Origin of the sequence: Streptomyces sp. NPDC005438 (assembly GCF_040606315.1) — a bacterium.
In the GTDB taxonomy this organism is placed as follows: Bacteria; Actinomycetota; Actinomycetes; order Streptomycetales; family Streptomycetaceae; genus Streptomyces.
The window spans coordinates 30,317-49,809 of the sequence record NZ_JBEXEP010000002.1 but is presented as its reverse complement, the minus strand read 5'-3'; the positions used below and the strand labels follow the sequence as shown (position 1 = coordinate 49,809).

Sequence of the window (19,493 nt, the reverse complement as noted above, 5' to 3'; positions counted from 1 at the left end):
CACGCCTCGTTCCACGTAGTCTTCGACGGCCGGCTCGGCGTCGGGGAGGACCCCGGCGCGAGAGCGGAACTCGTCGAAGAACTCACCGGGGACGGCCATGACGCCGTCTTCGTGTGTGCCGCTGATCTGAACGAGTTCAGCGACTTCCTGTGCGGCCCGCGGACTCGCCGTCGGCCGCCCGCGGCACAGCGGGACCCGTCTTCTGTCCCGCACCGTTCCGCCTCTATCGGAGAAGTCACATGCCCCCTGTGAACCACCCGGGCTCCCCGCGCGTCGCCGTCATCGGCGCCACCGGCGCGGTCGGCCTCACCCTGCTCGAACTGATCGCCGAGCGCGGCCTCGACCACCAGGAACTGCAACTGGTGGCGTCCGCCTGCTCGGCGGGCCGCACGCTGCGGGTGGGCGCGAACACCTGGCCGGTGCACGCGTTGGAGGACTTCAGCTTCGACACCACCGACCTGGCCTTCTTCTGTGCCGGTGCGGACATCAGCTGGAAGTGGGTGCCCGTCGCCGTCGGACAGGGCGCGACGGTCGTCGACATGACGGGGGCCTTCTCGGCCGACCCCGGTACCCCCCTGGTCGTACCGGAGATCAACGGCGACGTCCTGGACCGCCGCCCCCCGGGCGGCGTCCTGTCCTGCCCCACGTCGGTCTCCCTCCCCCTGGCCCGCGTGCTGCACGGGCTCGACGAGCACTGGGGGCTGCGCCAGGTGGTGGTGAGCACCTACCAGGCAGCGTCCGGTCTGGGACATGCCGGAGTCGAGGAGTTGCAGGAAGGCACCCGGCTCGTCCTCCAGGATCCGCACGCCGCGCCGCTCTCGGAACGGTTCAACCCGCCCCTCACCTTCAACGTGGTCCCGCAGACCGCCTCCCTCGCGGGCAGCGGCGGCCTCCTGGACGAGGAACTCCTCGCCCCGGAGGTCCGCAGTCTCCTCGGGCTGTCGGACCTGGACCTGAACGCCACGTGCGTACGGGTGCCGACGCTCAACGGCTGCGCCGAGTCGGTGTGGGTGGAGTGCCGGCAGCCGGTGCGACGGGACGCGATCATCGCCCACCTGAACTCGCTGCCGGGCATCACCCTGTACGAGGAGCCCGGCGACCACGCCTACCCCACCCCGGCGACCTGCGCGGACTCCGACCGGATCCACGTGGGCCGGGTACGGGTCTCGGCGTTCAACCCGCGCGGGTTCTGGCTGTGGATCGTCGCCGACAACCTGCGCGCCGGGGCCGCTCTCAACGCCGTGCGGATCGCCGAGGAACTGCGTGACCGGGGCACGATGTGAGAGGAGTCGCGGTCCTCAAGTTCGCTCGTGGGTCACTGCGTTCGCCGGGCACCTACGAGAACGTCGCCCGTGGTCTGGGCCAGCGCCTGGACCTGGGACAGCGCCTCGTGGTGGTCGTCGGACATCCCGACCGGCGCGGCGGTGGCGCCGCTGTCGCCAGGGCACTCCGCGACACCCTGCGCGCGACCGGTCGGGACGTGACCGCGCGCGACGGGAGCGGGCTCGGACTGGTCGCGGAGCCGGTCGGTCCACGGGACCGGCTGGTGCGAACGGACCCGGTGCCGCTGCGTCGGGCGCTCCTGCGGCACGAGGTGGTGGTGGTACCGGGCGGTGAGGCGGTGGGAGCCGGCGGCCGGACGGCGTGGCTCGGTGAACACGGGGCGGACCTGACGGCGGTGGCCCTCGCCGCCGCCCTGGGCACCGGCTGGTGTGAGTTCCACTCCGAGCTGGGCGGGGTGTTCACCGCCGACCCCCGTACGGTTCCCGGCGCGCGCCCGCTGCCCGAAGTCTCCTGGGAGACCGCCGCGTTGCTGGGCCGGCACGGAGCACGGGTGCTCGACCCCCGGGCGGTGCGGATGGCCCGTGGACACCGGGTGCGCCTCGTCTTCCGCCGGGAGTCACGGCCGCTCGCACCGGAGGGGACCGTTGTCGCTGAAGGACCGGAAGGGACTGCTGTCGCTGAAGGACCGGAGGGGACTGCTGTCGCTGGGGGTGGGGCGCCGGTCGCCGCCGTGGTCTGCGAACGGTCGTCCCAGGGGCTGCGGTACGCCGACGAGACGGCCGCCGACCGTGCCTTCGCGGCCTTCCACACCGCCGGGTTCGAGGCGGTCCGGTCTCTCGGCCGGCCGGTGGTGGCGCTGCGCGGTACGGATCTGGCGGAGTACGAACGGCCGCACGGGGCCGCCGGAGGGGTCTACGCGGGGGTGCCGGTCACCGTACTGCGGGGCGCCCGGGCCACCCAGTTCCTGGCCCCCGACGGGGACGCGGCGCTGCGTCTGGCCCGCCGCCTGCACCGGACGCTCCTCCCCTCGCCGGCTCAGGCGGCGACGAGCGTCCGGTAGTACTCCGCCGTGAACTGCGCGGTCTGCTCCACGAACAGCCGCATCTCCTGGCTCAGTTGCTTGCCCTGCCGCCAGGCCAGCTGGGTGTGGACCTCGAAGGGCGGTGTCCAGTCGAGCGCCGTCAACGTGCCGGCGGCCAGCTCGTCGGTCACGGCCATGGTGGGCAGCAGGCTGACGCCGAGGCCGACGGCGACACCGCGCTTGACCGACTCGATGTTGCCGAACTCCAGGAAGGACACCGGCTCCCCGGAACCCGTGTTGAGTTCCGCGTCGAACAGCTCCCGGTAGCCGCATCCGGCCTCGGGCGCCAGCACCGGCACACGTCGCAGGTCCTCGGTGGTGATGCCGCCGGTCCGCGCGAGGGGGTGTTCCGGGGAGGCCACGACGGTCAGTTCCTCGACACCCAGGACCTCGCAGTGCACACCGGGACGCTCGGTCCGGGCGTCCATGAGGAACCCCATGTCCACGGTGCCCTGGCGCAGGGCCTGGCAGAGTTCGGTGCCCGCGCTGGGGCGCAGGACAATCTGCAACTGCGGGTAGCGGTGGTGGAAGAACTCCAGCAGCGGGGGCATCCGGTAGGAGGTGATGCTCTCCATGGTGCCCACCGTGATGACACCGGTCGGCTCGCCGGTTCCCGAGGTGGCCGCGCGGGCCTCGTCCGTCAGGGACAGGATCTGCTCGGCGTACGGCATGAGCCGCTCTCCCGCCTGGGTGAGCCGGATCCGTCCACGGAGACGCTCGAACAGCTCGACCCCCAGGGAGACTTCGAGCGTCTTGATCTGGGCCGTGACGCTGGACTGCGCGTACTTCAGCTCGGCCGCCGCCCGCGTGAAGCTCAGCAGGGTCGCGACACGGTGGAAGCTGGTCAGCTGTCGTATGTCCACGAGAGACCTTCCGGCTGCTTCGGTCGTTCGGAGCGGTCCGCCGTCACTGCCAGCCGAGGTCGTCGCCGTTGTCGGCGGCCACGGTCGGGGCCGGAGCCGGGTCGACGGCGTGGTCGAGGCCGGACCTGGCGGCGGATCTCACAAGGCTCGCGTAGAACGACACAATGCTTCCCTTTCGTGACACGGTCGCTGGGCTCGTGGGGCTCGGAGAGGCCCTGCGGCCCGCTGCTCCGGCTGTTCCCCACGGTGCACGACAAGCATCCGTGAGCGGCCCCGGCGGGGAAAGGGAAAACACGTGGACTGAAAGGGCCATGGCCCTTTCAGTCCACCCGGACCCGCCGCGGCGACCGCCGGGAACCATTCGGGGCAAGCCGCCCCCCACCGCGCGGGAGGAGCTGCACATGGCTCGATTACCCCCGCGACCTTTGGCAGTATCGCCAGGTCGCATAAGAGCGTGACGAGGGGGATGTTCATGATGGATTCGCTGGGCCTCGACAGATCATCGGAGACGGTCTACCGGGCGATGTTGGCGCATCCACTGGACGACGCCGTGGCGCTCGCGGCTCGGCTGGGCATGGCGCCACAGGAGATCGTCGAAGCCTACGCCCGGCTGTCCGAACTGCAACTGGTGCAGGCGGTCCCGGACCGCCCCGGACTCATGCGGGCCATCAGTCCCGAACTCGGTCTCGAACTCCTCCTCACCCGCCAGCAGGCGGAGTTCGCGGCGCACCGCCAGCGCATCGCGGCCTCCCGGGCCGCCGCCTCCCAACTCATCACCGAGTACAGCCGGTTGCATCCGGCCCCGTCCCACATCCCGGGGGTGGACTACCTCAACGGGGTCGCGGAGATACGCGCCTGCCTGCTCCGGCTCACCGACGAGGTACAGCAGGAGGTCATGGCGTTCGTCCCGGACGGCGGCCAGACCTCGGAGAACATGGAGGCCTCCCGCCCGCTCAACGAGAGCGTCCTGCGGCGGGGGGTCGCCATGCGCACCGTGTACGTGGACTCGGTGCGCAACAGCCAGCCGACCGTCGAACACGCCAACTGGATCACGGGGCTCGGCGGCCAGGTGCGCACCGTGGCCACGCTGCCCACCCGCATGACCATCGTCGACCGCACGACCGCCATCATCCCCGTCGACAGCGAGGACAGTGGCGCCGCGGCCGTACGCCTCAGCGGCCACGGCACCCTGACCGCCCTGTGCTCGCTGTTCGAGAACGTGTGGGAGCTGGCCACCCCGCTCGGGGAGGCCCCCCGCAAGGACCCCGACAACATCAGCCGGCAGGACCAGGCGGCGTTGAAGCTGCTCGCCGAAGGGCACACCGACGAGGGCATCGCCAAGCGGCTCGGGGTTTCGCCCCGGACCGCCCGGCGGATCGCCACGACCCTGATGGAGAAGCTGGGGGCGAGGAGCCGGTTCGAGGCCGGAGTACGGGCGGTCCGGCAGGGATGGCTGCCGTTCGAGCCATGAGTCCGCGCCGGCGGCACCCCCCAGAGCCCCACTAGAGTTCCGCGAACCCGCCCCGGTGGTACAGCAGCGGGCTCCAGTCCTCGGCGGCCTGCCCGCACTCCACTTCGGCCACCACCAGGTGGTGGTCGCCCGCCGCCACCCGTGACAGCACGCGGCACACCAGGTGGGCGGGAGGGTCGGCGAGCAGGGGGACCCGATGTGGGCCCGGCCGCCACTCCGTTCCCGCGAACCGATCCACCCCGCTACGGGCGAACCGGGCCGCCAGGTCGGTCTGGTCCCGGGTCAGCAGATGGACGCCGACGTGGTCCGCCCGCGCGAACACCGGCCAGCTCGACGAGCCGGTGTCGATGCCGAAGGCCAGGGCCGGTGGACGGGCGGAGACCGAGATCAGGGAGGTCGCCGTGAATCCGGTGGGGCGCTCCCCCGCCGCCGTGACCACCGCGACCCCGGCGGGGTGGCCCCGGAAGGCGGTACGGAACAGGTCCACGCGCTCCGCCGTCGGGATCGGGACCGTCTCCCGGGTGTCCATGAGTGTCATGACGCCTCCGTCCCGGTGCCGGTGAGCAGTTCCTCCAGCGCGTCGGCGAGCGCGGGGGCGCCGGCGCTCTGCACCACGGTGAAGTGGTTGCCCGGCACCAGCCGGGTCCTGACCGGTCCGTCGGCGTGCCGCTGCCAGCCCTGGGCGAACCAGTGGACGTCACCGGGATCGTCGGCGACCAACAGCTCGACGGGGCCGTGGTAGTCCGTCGCCCTCCAGACCGAGGCCGCCCTGGTCATGGCCACGAACATGCGGGCCCGCGCCCCCATCGCCTCGTGTTCGCCGTCCCGTACCAGCCCCTTCTCCCGCAGGGCGCCCAGGACCCGTTCGTACTGGGCCTCCTGCGACAGGTGCGCGATGCCGCCGGGGTCGATGCCGAGGGTCTGGCCCCCCATGGACAGGGCGAGGCTGTCGGCGAAGGCGCACACCGACTCCGCGTGGCCCAGCGGTTCCGGCAGCTCGGCCGGCGGCTGGGTGTCGAGCAGGGCGAGCAGGGCGATCTCCTCGCCCCGCGACTGTAGTAGGGAGGCCATGGCCCAGGCGATGCCGCCGCCGAGCGACCAGCCCAACAGGTGGTACGGGCCCTCCGGTTGGACGGTCCGAATGGCCGCGCAGTACCGCTCGGCGAGCGCCTCGACGGACTCCTCCGGCTCCCCGGGAACGATCGGGGCGGCTTCGAGGCCGTAGCAGGGCCGGTCCTCGGCGAGCCGCCCGGCGAGCGGGACGTAGGAGGTGGCCGTACCGGTGCTGGAGTGCAGGCAGAACAGCGGCGGCAGGGCGCCGGTCGTCTTGAGCGGCACGAGCAGGTCGTCGGTGCCGGACGTCGTGGCCGAGGTGTTCTGTTCGGCCACGACCGCCAGTTCCGCGATGGTCTGGTGCTGGAAGAGCTGGCGTGCCGTCACCCGGACTCCGCGCCTGTTGGCGAAGTCGACGGCCCGGATGACCGTGATGGAGTGGCCGCCCAACTCGAAGAAGTTGTCGTGGACGCCGATCGGGTCGATCTCCAGGGCCTGGGACCAGGCTTCCGCGAGTTCCTTCTCCACGGGGGTGGTCGGCGGTGTGGACGTCCTCTGGGCGGGGCCCGCCGCCGGCTCGGGCAGGCGGAGACGGTCGACCTTCCCGTTGGAGTTCAGCGGCAGTTCGTCGAGCCACGTACAGCGCGCGGGGACCATGAACTCCGGGAGGCGGGCGCGCAGGTGCTCGCGCAGGGCCTCGGAGTCGCCCGCCGTACGGCCCGGCGCGGGGACCACGTAGGCGGCGAGGTACCGGGCTCCGGCATCACCACGGGCGGTGACGACCGCGGACGCCACGTCGGGGTGGTCGCACAGCGCGGTCTCCACCTCACCGAGTTCCACGCGGAAGCCCCGGATCTTCACCTGGTCGTCGCCGCGGCCCAGGATCTCCAGGCGGCCGTCCGCCAGCCACCTGGCGAGGTCGCCGGTGCGGTACATGCGGGCCGGGCGCGTCCCCGACGGGGGCCGGTACGGGTCGGGCAGGAACCGCTCCTCGGTCAGCTCGGGGCGCCGGAAGTAGCCACGGGCGACACCGTCGCCGCCGATGTACAGCTCACCCGGTACGCCGACCGGGAGCGGCCGGCGGTGCGCGTCCAGCACGTACACCGAGGTGTTGGCGACCGGGGTGCCCACCGGTGTGGTGGGCGCTCCCGTGTCGGTGGCGAGGACCCGGCCGGCCGTGGACCACACCGTGGTCTCGGTCGGCCCGTACATGTTGTGCACCGTGCCGGAGGGGACGGCCTCGCGCAGCCGTTGCGCCAGGGCCGTGGGTACCGCCTCGCCGCCCACCAGGAGGACCCTGAGCCGACCCAGGGCCGCCCGGGCCTCGCCGGAGGGGTCGTCGAGCATGAGCTGGGCCAGGGACGGGGTGCACTGGAGGTGCGTGACCTCGTGGCGGTGGACCAGTTCGGCCAGGGTGGCCGGGGCGGTTTCGGCACTGGTTTCGGTGCTGGCTTCGGCACTGTCGTCGGCCGGGTTGCTGAGGACCCGCAGCCGGTTCAGGTGGGCCAGGCCGCCCAGGACGTCCTCGGTGTCGATGCCGAAGTCAACCAGACAGGCCAGTTCGTCGACACCGACCGCCTTCAGCCTGTCGACGAGGGCGAGGCAGTCCTCGGGGGTGCCGAAGAGGCCGCTGGTGTGGACGTAACGGTCGAAGGCGTGGTTGAGGAGGGCGTCCAGGTCGTCCTCGCTGATGTTGCGCGGGTCGACGTCCACGCCCATCCGCTGGCCGAGGACGCGCACCAGGTCGAGCGAGGTGCGCAGGTAGTCGATGAAGGGGCCGCGCACCAGCCGCAACGCGCGTTCCCGGTCCTCGTCGACGAAGGCGTGCAGCATGAGGGTGACCCTGCCGCCGTCCTCCCCCCACGTCTCACGCCAGGTGTCGTGGTAGAGCCGGATGTTCTCGGCGAGCGCGTCCAGGTCCTGCCCCAGCAGGTGGGTGAGGATGTTGACGCCCTGCTCGGCCGCCGCCCGGAAGGTGGCGGGGGTGCCGCCGGAGGAGAGCCACACGGGCAGTTCGGGCTGGACCGGACGGGGCCGGATGGCGACGTCGATCTCCTCGCCGTTGCCCGCGGTGAGGGACACCGACTCGCCGCGCCACAGGGAACGTACGGTGGCCACACCGTCGATCATGACCTGCTTGCGGTCGCCGTAGTGCTGCGGCGCGAACACGAAGTCGTCGTGCAACCAGCCCGAGGCGAAAGCCATGCCCACCCGTCCGTCGGACAGGTTGTCCACCACCGACCACTCCTCGGCGACGCGCACCGGGTGGTGCAGCGGCAACACGACGCTCCCGGAGCGGATGGAGATCCGCTCGGTGATCATCGCGAGGGCGGCGGCGGTCACCGAGGGCGCCGGATAGAGGCCGCCGAAGGAGTGGAAGTGCCGTTCCGGTGTCCACACGGCGCTGAAGCCGTTGCGGTCGGCGAACCTGGCGCCCTCGGTGAGGAGCCGGTACCGGTCGCTGCCCGGGGCGCCGTCGCTCGCGTCACTGGCGAAGTAGAACAGCCCGAACTCCAGCGGCCTGGTGCGCTCGGGGCGTGTGGCGCGCAGCAGTTCGTGCGGCTGGCCACTGGCGACCACGACCTTGAAGCCGCGCGTCAGCGTCCAGAACATCTCGACCTCCGACATGTCGAAGGAGATGCTGCTGATCGCCAGCCAGTTGCCCGGGGTGTCCTCGCCGAGCCGGTCGTCGAGCCCCCGGAAGAGGTTGAGCAGCTGCGCGTGCTCGACCATGACGCCCTTCGGCGTGCCGGTCGAGCCCGAGGTGTAGGTCACGTAGGCGAGGTCGTGCGCGTCGACCACGGTGTCGGGTGCGGTGGTGGGCGTACCGGGATGTGCCGGGTCGTCGAGGTCGACGACCGCGGGGTTCGCCGCGCTGTCCGCCGCCTCGACCGCCGCGTCCAGGGCCGCGCGGGCGACGGAGTCCACCAGGACGGCGGCCGGCCGGGCGTCACCGATCACGTGCCCCAGGCGCGCGGTCGGGTACTCGGGGTCCAGCGGAACGAACGCGGCACCGGACTTCAGCACCCCGAGGAGTCCGGCCGGCATCTCGGCCGAGCGGCTCAGGCAGACCCCGACGAGGTCCCCGCCCCGTACGCCGAGGGCGCGCAGCCGGTTGGCCACCTGGTTGGCGTGGCGGTCGAGTTCGGCGTACGTCAGCTCGGCGTCGCCGTGGACCACCGCGACCGCGTCCGGTGTCTCGGCGGCCCGGGCCTCGAAGGCCGCCGGCACACCGCCGCTGACGTCCACGTCGACCGCCGTGTCGTTCCAGGTGGTGACGATCCGCTCGTGTTCGGGAGGGGTGAGCAGCGCGAGTTCGCTCAACCGGGCGTCGGGGCGGGAGGCGGCCGACTCCAGGACGCGGGTGAGGTGTCGCAGCATCCGCTCGACGCGGTCGCGGTCGAACAGTTCGGTGGCGTACTCCGCCATCAGGTCCACGCCGCCGGCGCCGCGCTCGGAGACGCCGATGGTGCAGTCGAACTTGGAGGTTCCCATGTGCAGCGGCAGGCCGGACAGTTCGATGTCGCCCATCCGCACGGTCTCCAGCGGGGTGCCGAGCTGGTAGATCGCCTGCTGGAACAGCGGGTTGCGGCTCTGGTCGCGGTCCGGGCGCAGCTCGCCGACGAGCTGGTCGAACGGCAGGTCCTGGTGCTCGTGCGCGTCGAGGACGACGCCACTGGTACGGGCGAGCAGCTCGCGGAAGGTGGGGTCACCCGCCGTGGAGGTACGCAGCACCACGGTGTTGGCGAAGTAGCCGATCAACGGCTCGAACTCGGTGCGGGTGCGCCCGGAGAACACCGAGCCGAGGACGATGTCGTCCTGTCCGGTGTACCGGGACATCAGCGCGTTCAGGCCGGCGACCGTGACCGGCAGGAAGCGGGTCCCCTCGGCGGTGGCCAGGGCGGTCAGGTCGCGGTGGAGTCCGGGCTCCAGGAACGCGTCGACGACGTCGCCGCTCCACTTCGGGTCGTCGGAGCGGGGGCGGTCGGCCGGGAACTGGAGCGTGGGCAGGTCCTCCAACTGCCGCCGCCAGTACGCCAGGGACGCCTCGCCGGCACTGCCCGCCAGCCGGTCGCGCTGCCACACCGCGTAGTCCGCGTACTGGATGGGCAGTTCGGGCAGCCCGGGGGTTCTCCCCTCCCGCCGTGCCAGGTAGCACTCGGTGAGTTCCCGCACCATGCGGGTGGTCGACCAGCCGTCGGTGGCGATGTGGTGCATGGCGATGACCAGGACGTACTCCTGCGGGCCCTGCCTGATGAGCGTGGCGCGCAGCATCGGGTCGCGGGACAGGTCGATGGAGCGGCGTGCCTCGGCGCGGGCGAGTTCCTCGGTGCGCGCGGTCCGTTCGTCCTCGGGGAGGGCGCTGAGGTCGACGTGGGTGAGGGGGGCCGGGCCCTGGCCGGCCGCGCCGATCACCTGCCGGGGGCCGTCCGGGGTGGAGACGTAGTGGGTGCGCAGCGTCTCGTGGCGGGCGATCACCGTACTGAGGGCCGAGCCGAGCGCCTCGGTGTCCAGGGGGCCGCGCAGGCGCAGGGCCAGGGGCGTGTTGTAGAAGGCCAGACCGTCGGACCACTGGTCGAGGAACCACAGACTCTGCTGCACGTACGACAGCGGCAGCGGCTCGCCACGGCCGGCCAGGGGGATCCGGCCGGCGTCGGGACGCCGCTCACGTTGTGCGCGCAACTCAGCAAGCAGCGCCGCACGTTGGTGCGGGGTCAGTCGGTCCAGACGGTCCTTGACGTTTCGCGACATGCCGGGGCTCCTCGTCGATGTGTCCTGCTGCCGCAGCCTCTTCGCCCCGGGCGTCGACGAGCAGTCAGGGGAACTACGGACTCACCGCCGTCCCGTCGCCGGTGGGAGCGTGCTCACCAATCTGGCGCATCACACACGAGGGGCCATCTTGAGCACTATGGAAGTGACCGCGACGGCGACCGGCACCGCACCCCGGTCCGTGGTCGACGAGTACATCGAGTCCACCGCCCGCCGTGGCTTCGCCTTCCTGCCTCACGCCTCGGTGCGGCCCCTCCTCGGCGAGGGTGTCCTGGAGGATTTCCAGGCGGCCTGGGAGGACCTGGAGCTGGACACCGAGATACCCGGCGGCAAGCAGTTCCGGCTGCGCCGCTACGGCCGGCTGCGGGTCGAACCCGGCCCCTCGGGCACGGAGTTCGAGGCGCTGGCGCACTCCGCGTTCCGGCAGGACGCCATCGAGATGTGGCGGGGCCAGAACCGGGTCTTCGCCCCCGTCGCCGCCGACACGCTGCTGCACGGCGCGATGCGTGCGCTGGTGGGCCTCGACGTGGAGATCGCCTCGGCCGTGTCCGGCGTCACCCGCTGGGACGTGGGCATCCACCTGGTGCGGATCCTGGCGAAGCCGGGTGCCGACGGTGAGCCGACACCCGAGGGGCGGCACCGCGACGGCCACGCCTTCGTCGGGATGCACCTGCTGCGTCGCGACCACCTCACCGGCGGCCACTCCACGCTGCACCTGGAGGACGCCACCACGGTGGACCTGACGCTCGCCAGGCCACTGGACTCCGTCCTGGTGGACGACGGACGCCTCACCCACGAGGTGACACCGATCTCTCCGGCCGGCGACACGGGCATCCGCGACATGCTGCTCGTCGACCTCAACCCGGCCGCCGAACCCACAGCGGCCCGATGAGTACCGACCTGAACCGGGAAGCACGCGTCGAACTGCTCCGTTCGATGGTGGAGATCCCGTCGGTCTCCGGCGACGAACAGGCCCTGGGCGCCTTCCTGACCGAACGGATGGAGCGGCTCGGCTTCGACACCCGTCTCGACGAGGTCGGGAACGTACACGGCGCGGTCGGCGATCCGTCCGGGCCCGAGCTGATGCTGCTCGGGCACATGGACACCGTGCCGGGCGCCGTACCCACGCGGCTGTCCGGTGACGTGCTGCACGGACGGGGCACCGTCGACGCCAAGGGGCCCCTCGCGGCGATGATCTGCGCGGCGGCCCTGAACGCGGACTCCGGCGCGCGGATCGTCGTGGTCGGTGCCGTCGACGAGGAGCGCGCCTCGCTCGGCGCCCGGCACCTGACGCGGCGACCGGCTCCCGACGCCGTGGTCATCGGCGAGCCCAGCGGCGCCCACTGCGTCGGCATCGGCTACAAGGGCGTCTTCCGCTTTCGGACGACCGCCCACCAGCCGGCCGCGCACACCAGTTCACCGCAGCCCACCGCCGCCGAGCTGGTCACGGACTTCTGGTCGGCGGCACGCGACTGGCTGGCCCACCGCTACGGGCCCCGGGACGGTCACCGCACCGCCCTCTTCGACCAGGCCCTGCCGTCGGTCATCGGCCTGGGCGGCGACCTGGAGGAGGCGTGGATCGAGGTGTCCGTCCGGGTGCCCGTCGACTTCGACGCCGCCGCGTTCCGCACCGTCCTGAAGGAGCTGGCCGACGGGCGTCCGGTGACCGTGGTGGAGGACGTGCCGGCGATGCGCTCGCCGCGTACCGACCCGGTCGTCAAGGCGCTCAGCGCCGGCATCCGGGACACCGGGGCCCGTGCCACCGCCAAGCTCAAGCTGGGCACCGCCGACTGGAACGTCGTCGGCCCGGTGTGGGGCGTACCGACCGCGGCGTACGGACCCGGGGACTCGCACCTGTGCCACACCGACGGCGAACACATCGCCCTGCCGGAATACCTGACCGCCATCGACGTCCTCGGCACCGCGCTGCCCCGCCTGGCCGCCTCGATGAGGCCCCTCGACTCCCGTACTTCCCTGGAGGCCCCGTGACCACCGACCGACGACCGCTGGCCGTACTGACCTCGCGCGTACGTGTCGAGGAGCGACTGCTCCTCGCCGAACTGCGCAAGCGGGACATCGAGTTCGAGCAGGTCGACACCCGCGCGGTGACCTTCTCCCTCGACGGTGCCGCGTCCCTGCCCTACCGCGGGGCCCTCAGCCGCGAGATCTCCCACACCCGCAACGCCTACGCGAGCCGCCTCCTGGAGCACGCCGGCGTACCGGTCGTGAACAGCTCGCGCGTGATCAACCTCTGCGGCGACAAGCTGCTCACCGCGCTCGCGCTGCGCGAGGGCGGGCTGCCCACGCCGCGTGCCCTGGTCGGTCTGGTCCCGGACTCGGTCCTCGACGCGCTCGACGGTTTCGGGTACCCGGCCGTCGTCAAGCCGCTGACCGGCTCCTGGGGGCGGATGGGCGCCCGGCTGCGCGACCACGAGATGGCCGAGGCCGTGTTCGAGCACCGCGCGGCGCTGCCCGGGCCGCAGCACCAGATCACCTACGTCCAGGAGTACGTCGACAAGCCGGACCGGGACATCAAGGCGTACGTCCTGGGCGGCGAGGTGGTCGGCGCCATCTACAAGATCTCCGAGACCAACTGGCGTACGAACACCGCGCTCGGCGGGCGTACCGAGGTCTGCCCGCTCACCGACGACCTGGTCAAGCTGCTCACCGCGACCGCCGAGGTCATCGGCGAGGGAGTGCTGGGCGTCGACGTCATCGAGGACCGGGACGGCCGGATGTACGTCAACGAGGTCAACCACACCCCCGAGTTCCACGGTGCCATCGAGGTGCTGGGCACCGACCTGGTCGGCGCCTACGTCGACTACGTGGTCGGGCTCCTCGACGAGCGGGACGCGGCGTGAGCGCCCGGGACACCGGCCGGCTGCGGACCCTGCCGCTGACGACGCCCGTCCCCTTCGACGGCCGGCACCTGGACCTGCCCGCCGCCCACTACGACTGGCTGCACCTGACCCTGAGGGCCGACACCACCGCGGTGGGCACCGTCTGGCTGCACTACGCCGACGGCACCGATCCCGAACAGTTCGAGGTCCCGGCCGGCGACACCGTCTCCGTCCGGGTGCCGGTAACCCGGCAGGGCAGCGAGCTGCGTTCGGTACGCCTGCCGGAGCGGCCCGGGCTCGCCCTGTCGTCCCTGACCACCGTCGCGACCGCCCGGGAGGGCTGACCAGATGACGAAGCTCGCGATGTTCGGGGGCCCCAGGTCCCTGCGGCGCCAGGACATGACCAAGGACCTCACCGGCTGGCCGGTGGTCACCGACGAGGAGCGCCAGGCCGTCCTCGGGGTGCTCGACGGCGGCCTGTTCACCTCCAACGACGCCGGCAGGGGAGAGGTCTCCGCCCTCCAGCGGGACTGGGCCGCCTACACCGGCACCCGGTACTGCGCGGCCGTCTCCAACGGCACGGCCGCCCTCGAACTCGCCTTGGCGGCCCTGGAGTTGGAGCCGGGCGACGAGGTCCTGGTGCCCGCCCTCACCTTCATCGGCTCGGCGATACCGGTCGTCCAGCGGACGCTGGTCCCGGTCTTCGTCGACGTCGACCCGGTGACGTACACGATGGACCCCGAGGCGGCGGCTGCGGCGATCACCCCCCGTACCCGGGCGATCATCGCGGTGCACCTGCACGGGCTCCCGGCCGACATGACGGCGCTGCGCGCCCTGGCCGACCGGCACGGGCTGCGGTTGATCGAGGACGCGGCCCAGGCGCAGGGCGCGACGTACCAGGGCCGCATGGCCGGCTCCATCGGCGACATCAACGCCGTCAGCCTGAACGTGGTCAAGAACCTGCCGACCTGCGGCGAGGGCGGTCTCGTCACCACCGACGACGAGGAACTGCACGAACGGGTGGTGCTGCGGCGGCAGTTCGGCGAGGACCTGCGCCCGGGCAGGGAGCGCGACTACATCTCACGGGTCATGGCGGGCAACGAGAAGCTCAGCGCCGTCCAGGCCGCCTTCACCCGCCGCCAGCTCGCCAGGCTCGACGAGTACGCGGAGCTGCGCTCGAAGAACGTCACCCAGTTCCTCGACCGCGTCGGACAGCTGGCCGGGGTCACGGTGCCGTACTGCCCGCCGGACCGCACCCACTCCTGGCACATCCTGCGCCTGCGGTTCTCCGCCGAGGCGCTCGGTCACGACGACGTCCACTCCGGCGCGCTGCGCGCCGTACTGCACCGCGCGCTGCGCGCCGAGGGCGTACCGGTGGCCCCGTACCAGGTGGTGCCGCTGCCGGGACAGCGGGCGTTCCAGCAACTGACCGAGGCGGGCGGCCTGCCGTGGACGCTGCCCGGCGCGCGCCGACCCGACTACCGCATCGAGAGCTTCCCGGTCTCGCTGGCCGTCATCGAGGACTCGCTGACGCTTCAGCGGCTACACCTCAACCCGGCGTCGGGCCCGCTCCTCGACCGCTGCGCGGACGCCTTCGTCAAGGTGTGGGACCAGCTCGACCAGCTGCTCCCCCTCGCCCGGGCGACGGAGTACCGGCCGCCGTGGCACAAGGCCGTACGGAACCTGGAGGAGACGTCATGAGCACCGCAGTCACCGGCACCACCACCGCGGAACTCGCCGACCTCGCCCACGAGGTGCGCGCACTCGTCCTCGGGATGGGCACGAACCCGAACGGGACCCACGTCGGCGGCAGCCTCTCCGCCACCGACGTACTGACCGTGCTCTACCACGACGTCCTCCGGCTGCGACCGGACGAGCCGGAGTGGCCCGAGCGGGACTGGTTCGTCCTGAGCAAGGGACACGCGAGCGCCGCCCTGTACGCGGTCCTCGCCCAGCGGGGCTTCATCGAACGGGCCGAGCTGGACACCTACGGCATGGCCGGCAGCCGGCTCGCCGGCCATCCGCTGCGGCGGCTGCCCGGAGTCGAGTTCCCCACCGGGTCACTCGGTCACGGGCTCTCACTGGCCTCGGGCGTCGCGCTGGCGCACCAGCGGAGCGGCGCCCCCGGGCGGGCGTTCGTCCTGCTCGGCGACGGTGAACTCCAGGAGGGCTCGGTGTGGGAGGCGGCGATGACCGCCGGCCACTACGGCCTGGACAACCTGGTCGCCGTCGTCGACCGCAACGGTCTGCAGATCACCGGCTCCACCGAGGAGTGCGTGAGCCTGGAACCGCTCGCCGACCGGTGGCGCAGCTTCGGCTGGCACACCGTGACGGTGGACGGCCACGACCTGGACGCGCTGCGGTCCACCTTCGCGGCGCTACCGGACAGTGCCGGGCGGCCCACCGTCGTCCTGGCGCAGACCGTCAAGGGCCGTGGCGTGCCGTTGTTCGAGGGCAAGAGGAAATCCCACTCGGTACAGCTGTCACCCCGGCTGTTCCAGCGCGCCACGGCGGGCCTGAACGCGAGGAGGAAGCGATGACCACCGCACTGGACGAGGCTCGGCCCGTCACGGCGGCCGTCGACCCCGACTGGGAGGAGCGCTACGCCGTGGCCTCCCGCGACGTCTACCGCAGGACGCTCGTCGAGCTGGCCCGCACCGATCCGAGGATCTTCTGCGTGGACTCGGACATGGGCGGCCTGGAGACGCTGTTCGGCGAGGAACTCCCCCGGCAGTACGTCAACGTGGGCATCGCCGAGGCCAACCTGATGGGTGTCTCGGCGGGCCTCGCGGCGACCGGACTCCTCCCGTACGCCAACACCATCTCCGGTTTCGCCGCGACCCGGGCCTGCGAGCAGCTGAAGGTCGACGTCGCGGGCAACGACCTGCCGGTACGTGTCGTGGTCACGCACGCGGGCCTGTCCGCCGGGCACTACGGCCCCACGCACCACGCGGTGGACGACCTCGCGATCGTGCGGACCCTGCCGAACATGACGGTGGTGGTCCCGGCCGACGCGGTCGAGGCCGAGTACGCGGTGCGGGCCACGGCCGACCTGCCGGGCCCGTTGTTCCTGCGTCTGGGCCGGGCCGCGACGCCGCTGGTGCACACCGAGCCGTACGAGTTCCGGCTGGGCGAGGCGCGCGAACTGCGCGCGGGCGACGACGTGACACTGGTCGCCACCGGCCCCTACCCGGTCTCCATGGCGCTGGAGGCGCACGCCTTCCTCGCCACGCGGGGGGTGTCGGCGCGGGTGCTCAACATGCACACCGTCAAGCCGGTCGACCGGGCCGCGATCGTGCGCGCCTCGGCCGAGACCGGCGGGATCGTCACCGTCGAGGACCACGTGGTCACGGGTGGCCTGGGGGCCGCCGTCTGCGAGGTGGTGACGGAGGAACTGCCCTGCCGGGTACGCCGGGTCGGTGTGCCGGACCGGTTCTTCGACCATGTCGCCGACGAGCGCGAGCTGTTGGAGACGGCGGGCGTGAGCCCTCGGCGGATCGCCGAGGAGGCCCTCGCCCTCGTTCGTCCGGCCCGGTGACGGGCCGGACGGGCGGCAGGGGACGGTTCAGCCACCGTGGGAGCGCACCGCCGGACTGCGCCACCAGGCGAGAAGGTGGGTGTGCGTCAGCCGGGGCTGGGCGAACGCCCTGATCCGGGCGGCGGGCCGCCCGAAGACCAGCGAGCCGTCCGGCTCGCTCCGGTCGGCGCCGGCCGTCAGGAGGGCGGTGATCTCCTCACTGGTGATCTGCCCGTCGGTGACCTCTCCGTCGGTGACCTCCGCGCTGGCGGCCTCCCCGCTGGCGCCGGCCCGTACCAGCCGGTCCTCCCCCAGCGCCCGCGCACCGGCGGGAGGGGGGACGTCCGGCCCCGGGCAGGCGACGGTGGTGCTTCCCACGCCCCACCAGGTCACCGCCCAGCCCGGCCGGGGGCCGTTCTCCGGGTGAGGCCGCGCGAGGGCGGGGGTCGACGGGTCGCGCTCCATGTGCACCTCGGAGAGCGGCTTGTCGTCGGCGGCGAAGTGGTGAACGGTGCGGAACCCGGCACGTGCGTAGAAGGCCGGGTTGCCTCGTTCCACCACCGCGTCCAGGACGACCCGTCCGACGCCCGCGCCCGAGGCGTCGCGCTCCAGGCGGCGCAGCAGCAGGGTGCCCAGGCCTCCCCGGCGTACCCAGGGAGCCACCGCGAGGCGCCGCACCTCCCAGTCGCCGTCCGCGCGGGGCACCGCGCGGACCGACGCGGCACAGCGCCCGTCCACCACGGCGATCCACAGCGAGCGTCCGGCGGCCACGTCGGCGAGCACGTCCCGCGCGGTCTCGTGCGCGCCGTCGGCGACCGGAAGTCCGGGCACCAGGTCCCCGACCTCGTAGGCGGCGGAGGTCACCCCGGCGACCTCTCCGGCGAGTTCGCCGGAAACGCGCTCGACCCGTCGTATGTCGACGGCGGCTGCCGCCGCCGCCCCAGTAATGGCCATTCCCGCAACCTAATGGATGTGATGAGGTTGGAGAACACCGTCGTCGATCTGTCCCCGCACTACAACAACCGGGGAATCCAACCACCCGGTACGGACGGCGCGTACGGATTCAACATCTGGCGGAACACCTTTCCCGCCGAGGAGTTGCCCACGCCGGGCTCGACCGTCGAGGTGGCGGGCGCGCGGTTCGCCTTCCCCTCCGAGGACGTGCCCGGGGGCGACAACATCCGCTGCCGGGGCCAGCTGGTCGCGCTGCCCGCCGGGCGCTACGACTGGATCCATCTGCTGGGTGCCGCCGAGCGGCGCACCGAGGACCAGGTCGAGCTGCACTACGCCGACGGCACGGTCCTGGGGGCCTGGCTGCGGATGTCCGACTTCTGGCCGCAGACGGAGGCGTACTTCGCCGAGCCGCTGGCCTTCCGCACCACCGCCATGCGCTACCCGCGCCACACGCACCGGGACCACGCCCCGTCGATCTGGCGCCAGCGGGTACCGGTGGCGGTGCCCGAACCCCTGGTGGCGCTGCGGCTGCCGGACAACCCGGCCATGCACGTCTTCGCGATGAGCCTTGGAACCGACGAGGAGAGCCGCCTTGCGAGTTGAACTGTCCCCCGTACGGTACTGGCGCCACGAACTGACGCACTGTCTGCACACCACCGCCGGCGTCCTGCTCGACCACCACGGCATCGACCCGGTCCAGGCCCTGGGCGCGGCCTGGGGGTTCACCTACCCGGCAGGTGACGTGCGCCGTGAGGAGTACTACCTGCCGGGCGGCGCCGAGGACCTGTTCGCGGGGCTCGCCCCGTTCCACGCCCTGTCCTCGCGGTGGCACGAACCCGCCGACGCCGAGCAGGGCTGGCGCGAGGTCCGCGAGGCGCTGTGCGCGGGGCGGCCGGTGGCGGTCGCCGCGGACAACTTCCACCTGCCGTTCCGGCCCGCGTACCGCGACGTGCACACCAACCACCTGATGGTGCTGTACGGCTTCGACGAGGAACGCGGGGACGTGCTCGTCGCCGACCCCGTACCCCCCGCCTTCCAGGGCGCCCTCCCCCTGGAGGCGCTGAACGCGGCCCGTGACTCGGGCAACCCGGTCCTGCACGACCGGGACATGTTCTTCACCGCCAACCCGATCGGCAACCGCTGGCTGGAGCTGGAGATCGGCCCCGACCAGCCGGTCCTCGACCGCGAGTTCGTACGGCGGGTGGTGGCGGCGAACGTGGACGCGTTCCGGGCGCCGCCCGTCGACGGGACGGCACGTGGCCTGAGCGGTCTGCACGGGTTCCTCGACACGGGTGTCGAGGAACTGGCCCGTGGACTGGCCGACGGGGACGCCACGGGAGCCGGCGACGAACTGTTCGTCGTCATCGGACCGGTCCTCGCCGTCACCGGTCTGCACGCCGAGTTCCTCCGTGCCGCCGGCCACCGCCTGGCCGAACCCCGGCTCACCGAACTCGCCCGCCAGGTCGACCAGGTGGCGCACCACTGGTCGGCCCTGCGGATCGCCGTGGCGACCGCCGCCGAGGTGGGGCCGGGCGCCGAGGCCGGGCTGAGGTCCCGCACCAAGGCGCTGCTCGGCACCCACGAGGACGTCCTGGAGCGGATGTCCGCCTGGCTGTCCCTGTAGGGGACTCTCCCGACTCATGCCGGCCGGTGCGGGGCG

At 72.3% G+C, this 19,493-nt stretch carries 16 protein-coding genes; 12 read left to right on the top strand and 4 right to left on the bottom strand.

Annotated features, from left to right (window positions below; all coding sequences use genetic code 11):
* Positions 1-239 precede the first annotated feature (239 nt).
* Positions 240-1,283: an aspartate-semialdehyde dehydrogenase gene (locus ABZT14_RS05040; protein WP_356297210.1), complete on the top strand. Its 1,044-nt coding sequence runs from the start codon at positions 240-242 to the stop codon at positions 1,281-1,283.
* The gene (locus tag ABZT14_RS05035) at positions 1,280-2,344 is read left to right on the top strand and encodes a hypothetical protein (protein WP_356297208.1); all 1,065 of its coding nucleotides are present in this window, start codon (positions 1,280-1,282) and stop codon (positions 2,342-2,344) included. Before ABZT14_RS05040 ends, ABZT14_RS05035 begins: the two co-directional genes overlap by 4 nt.
* On the opposite strand, the gene ABZT14_RS05030 is transcribed toward ABZT14_RS05035, so the two are convergent.
* Positions 2,320-3,228 carry a LysR family transcriptional regulator gene (locus ABZT14_RS05030; protein WP_356297206.1) on the bottom strand — a complete coding sequence of 303 codons (909 nt, stop codon included), beginning with the start codon at positions 3,226-3,228 and terminating at the stop codon, positions 2,320-2,322. The two genes, ABZT14_RS05035 and ABZT14_RS05030, sit on opposite strands and share 25 nt — an antisense overlap.
* Positions 3,229-3,700: 472 nt before the next feature.
* On the opposite strand from ABZT14_RS05030, the gene ABZT14_RS05025 reads away from it, so the two are divergent.
* The gene (locus ABZT14_RS05025) at positions 3,701-4,699 is read left to right on the top strand and encodes a helix-turn-helix transcriptional regulator (RefSeq protein ID WP_356297204.1); all 999 of its coding nucleotides are present in this window, start codon (positions 3,701-3,703) and stop codon (positions 4,697-4,699) included.
* Positions 4,700-4,730: 31 nt separating this feature from the next.
* Here ABZT14_RS05025 and ABZT14_RS05020 read toward each other — a convergent pair whose 3' ends face one another.
* The gene (locus tag ABZT14_RS05020) at positions 4,731-5,228 is read right to left on the bottom strand and encodes a flavin reductase family protein (RefSeq protein ID WP_356298513.1); all 498 of its coding nucleotides are present in this window, start codon (positions 5,226-5,228) and stop codon (positions 4,731-4,733) included.
* Between the two features lie 5 nt (positions 5,229-5,233).
* Positions 5,234-10,504, bottom strand: coding sequence for a MupA/Atu3671 family FMN-dependent luciferase-like monooxygenase (locus ABZT14_RS05015; RefSeq protein WP_356297202.1), 5,271 nt, complete (start codon positions 10,502-10,504; stop codon positions 5,234-5,236).
* 157 nt (positions 10,505-10,661) lie between these two features.
* Between ABZT14_RS05015 and ABZT14_RS05010 the strand changes: the two genes are divergently transcribed.
* The 7 genes from ABZT14_RS05010 to ABZT14_RS04980 are packed head-to-tail and all read left to right on the top strand — an operon-like array spanning position 10,662 to position 16,900.
* Positions 10,662-11,414 carry a 2OG-Fe dioxygenase family protein gene (locus ABZT14_RS05010; protein ID WP_356298512.1) on the top strand — a complete coding sequence of 251 codons (753 nt, stop codon included), beginning with the start codon at positions 10,662-10,664 and terminating at the stop codon, positions 11,412-11,414.
* Complete coding sequence (locus tag ABZT14_RS05005; protein ID WP_356297200.1) at positions 11,411-12,511, top strand: M20/M25/M40 family metallo-hydrolase; 1,101 nt, start codon at positions 11,411-11,413, stop codon at positions 12,509-12,511. The genes ABZT14_RS05010 and ABZT14_RS05005 overlap by 4 nt, the downstream gene beginning before the upstream one ends.
* Complete coding sequence (lysX, locus tag ABZT14_RS05000) at positions 12,508-13,383, top strand: lysine biosynthesis protein LysX (RefSeq protein WP_356297197.1); 876 nt, start codon at positions 12,508-12,510, stop codon at positions 13,381-13,383. Before ABZT14_RS05005 ends, lysX begins: the two co-directional genes overlap by 4 nt.
* Complete coding sequence (locus tag ABZT14_RS04995; protein WP_356297194.1) at positions 13,380-13,706, top strand: hypothetical protein; 327 nt, start codon at positions 13,380-13,382, stop codon at positions 13,704-13,706. Before lysX ends, ABZT14_RS04995 begins: the two co-directional genes overlap by 4 nt.
* Before the next feature lie 4 nt (positions 13,707-13,710).
* Positions 13,711-15,063, top strand: a complete 1,353-nt coding sequence (locus ABZT14_RS04990) for a DegT/DnrJ/EryC1/StrS family aminotransferase (RefSeq protein WP_356297191.1) — start codon at positions 13,711-13,713, stop codon at positions 15,061-15,063.
* On the top strand, positions 15,060-15,902 hold the full coding sequence (locus ABZT14_RS04985; protein WP_356297188.1) for a transketolase: 843 nt from the start codon (positions 15,060-15,062) through the stop codon (positions 15,900-15,902). The genes ABZT14_RS04990 and ABZT14_RS04985 overlap by 4 nt, the downstream gene beginning before the upstream one ends.
* The gene (locus ABZT14_RS04980) at positions 15,899-16,900 is read left to right on the top strand and encodes a transketolase C-terminal domain-containing protein (protein WP_356297185.1); all 1,002 of its coding nucleotides are present in this window, start codon (positions 15,899-15,901) and stop codon (positions 16,898-16,900) included. Before ABZT14_RS04985 ends, ABZT14_RS04980 begins: the two co-directional genes overlap by 4 nt.
* Positions 16,901-16,927: 27 nt before the next feature.
* Here the strand turns inward: ABZT14_RS04980 and ABZT14_RS04975 are convergent, their stop codons facing one another.
* Positions 16,928-17,833, bottom strand: coding sequence for a GNAT family N-acetyltransferase (locus ABZT14_RS04975; RefSeq protein ID WP_356297181.1), 906 nt, complete (start codon positions 17,831-17,833; stop codon positions 16,928-16,930).
* 21 nt (positions 17,834-17,854) lie between these two features.
* On the opposite strand from ABZT14_RS04975, the gene ABZT14_RS04970 reads away from it, so the two are divergent.
* Both ABZT14_RS04970 and ABZT14_RS04965 read left to right on the top strand, forming a co-directional pair.
* Entirely contained in the window at positions 17,855-18,436 is a 582-nt protein-coding gene (locus ABZT14_RS04970) for a hypothetical protein (RefSeq protein WP_356297173.1), read from the top strand.
* A complete protein-coding gene (locus ABZT14_RS04965) occupies positions 18,426-19,457 on the top strand; it encodes a BtrH N-terminal domain-containing protein (protein WP_356297170.1) in 1,032 nt (343 codons plus the stop codon). Before ABZT14_RS04970 ends, ABZT14_RS04965 begins: the two co-directional genes overlap by 11 nt.
* Positions 19,458-19,493: the final 36 nt, after the last annotated feature.

What these genes read in the sequence shown, in the direction of transcription:
- ABZT14_RS05020 (WP_356298513.1), bottom strand. Translation starts at nt 5,228, where the DNA reads ATGGACACCCGGGAGACGGTCCCGATCCCGACGGCGGAGCGCGTGGAC.
- ABZT14_RS04975 (WP_356297181.1), bottom strand. Translation starts at nt 17,833, where the DNA reads ATGGCCATTACTGGGGCGGCGGCGGCAGCCGCCGTCGACATACGACGG.
- ABZT14_RS04980 (WP_356297185.1), top strand. Translation starts at nt 15,899, where the DNA reads ATGACCACCGCACTGGACGAGGCTCGGCCCGTCACGGCGGCCGTCGAC.
- ABZT14_RS05040 (WP_356297210.1), top strand. Translation starts at nt 240, where the DNA reads ATGCCCCCTGTGAACCACCCGGGCTCCCCGCGCGTCGCCGTCATCGGC.
- ABZT14_RS05015 (WP_356297202.1), bottom strand. Translation starts at nt 10,504, where the DNA reads ATGTCGCGAAACGTCAAGGACCGTCTGGACCGACTGACCCCGCACCAA.
- ABZT14_RS04970 (WP_356297173.1), top strand. Translation starts at nt 17,855, where the DNA reads ATGAGGTTGGAGAACACCGTCGTCGATCTGTCCCCGCACTACAACAAC.
- ABZT14_RS05005 (WP_356297200.1), top strand. Translation starts at nt 11,411, where the DNA reads ATGAGTACCGACCTGAACCGGGAAGCACGCGTCGAACTGCTCCGTTCG.
- ABZT14_RS05025 (WP_356297204.1), top strand. Translation starts at nt 3,701, where the DNA reads ATGATGGATTCGCTGGGCCTCGACAGATCATCGGAGACGGTCTACCGG.
- ABZT14_RS04990 (WP_356297191.1), top strand. Translation starts at nt 13,711, where the DNA reads ATGACGAAGCTCGCGATGTTCGGGGGCCCCAGGTCCCTGCGGCGCCAG.
- ABZT14_RS04985 (WP_356297188.1), top strand. Translation starts at nt 15,060, where the DNA reads ATGAGCACCGCAGTCACCGGCACCACCACCGCGGAACTCGCCGACCTC.
- ABZT14_RS05010 (WP_356298512.1), top strand. Translation starts at nt 10,662, where the DNA reads ATGGAAGTGACCGCGACGGCGACCGGCACCGCACCCCGGTCCGTGGTC.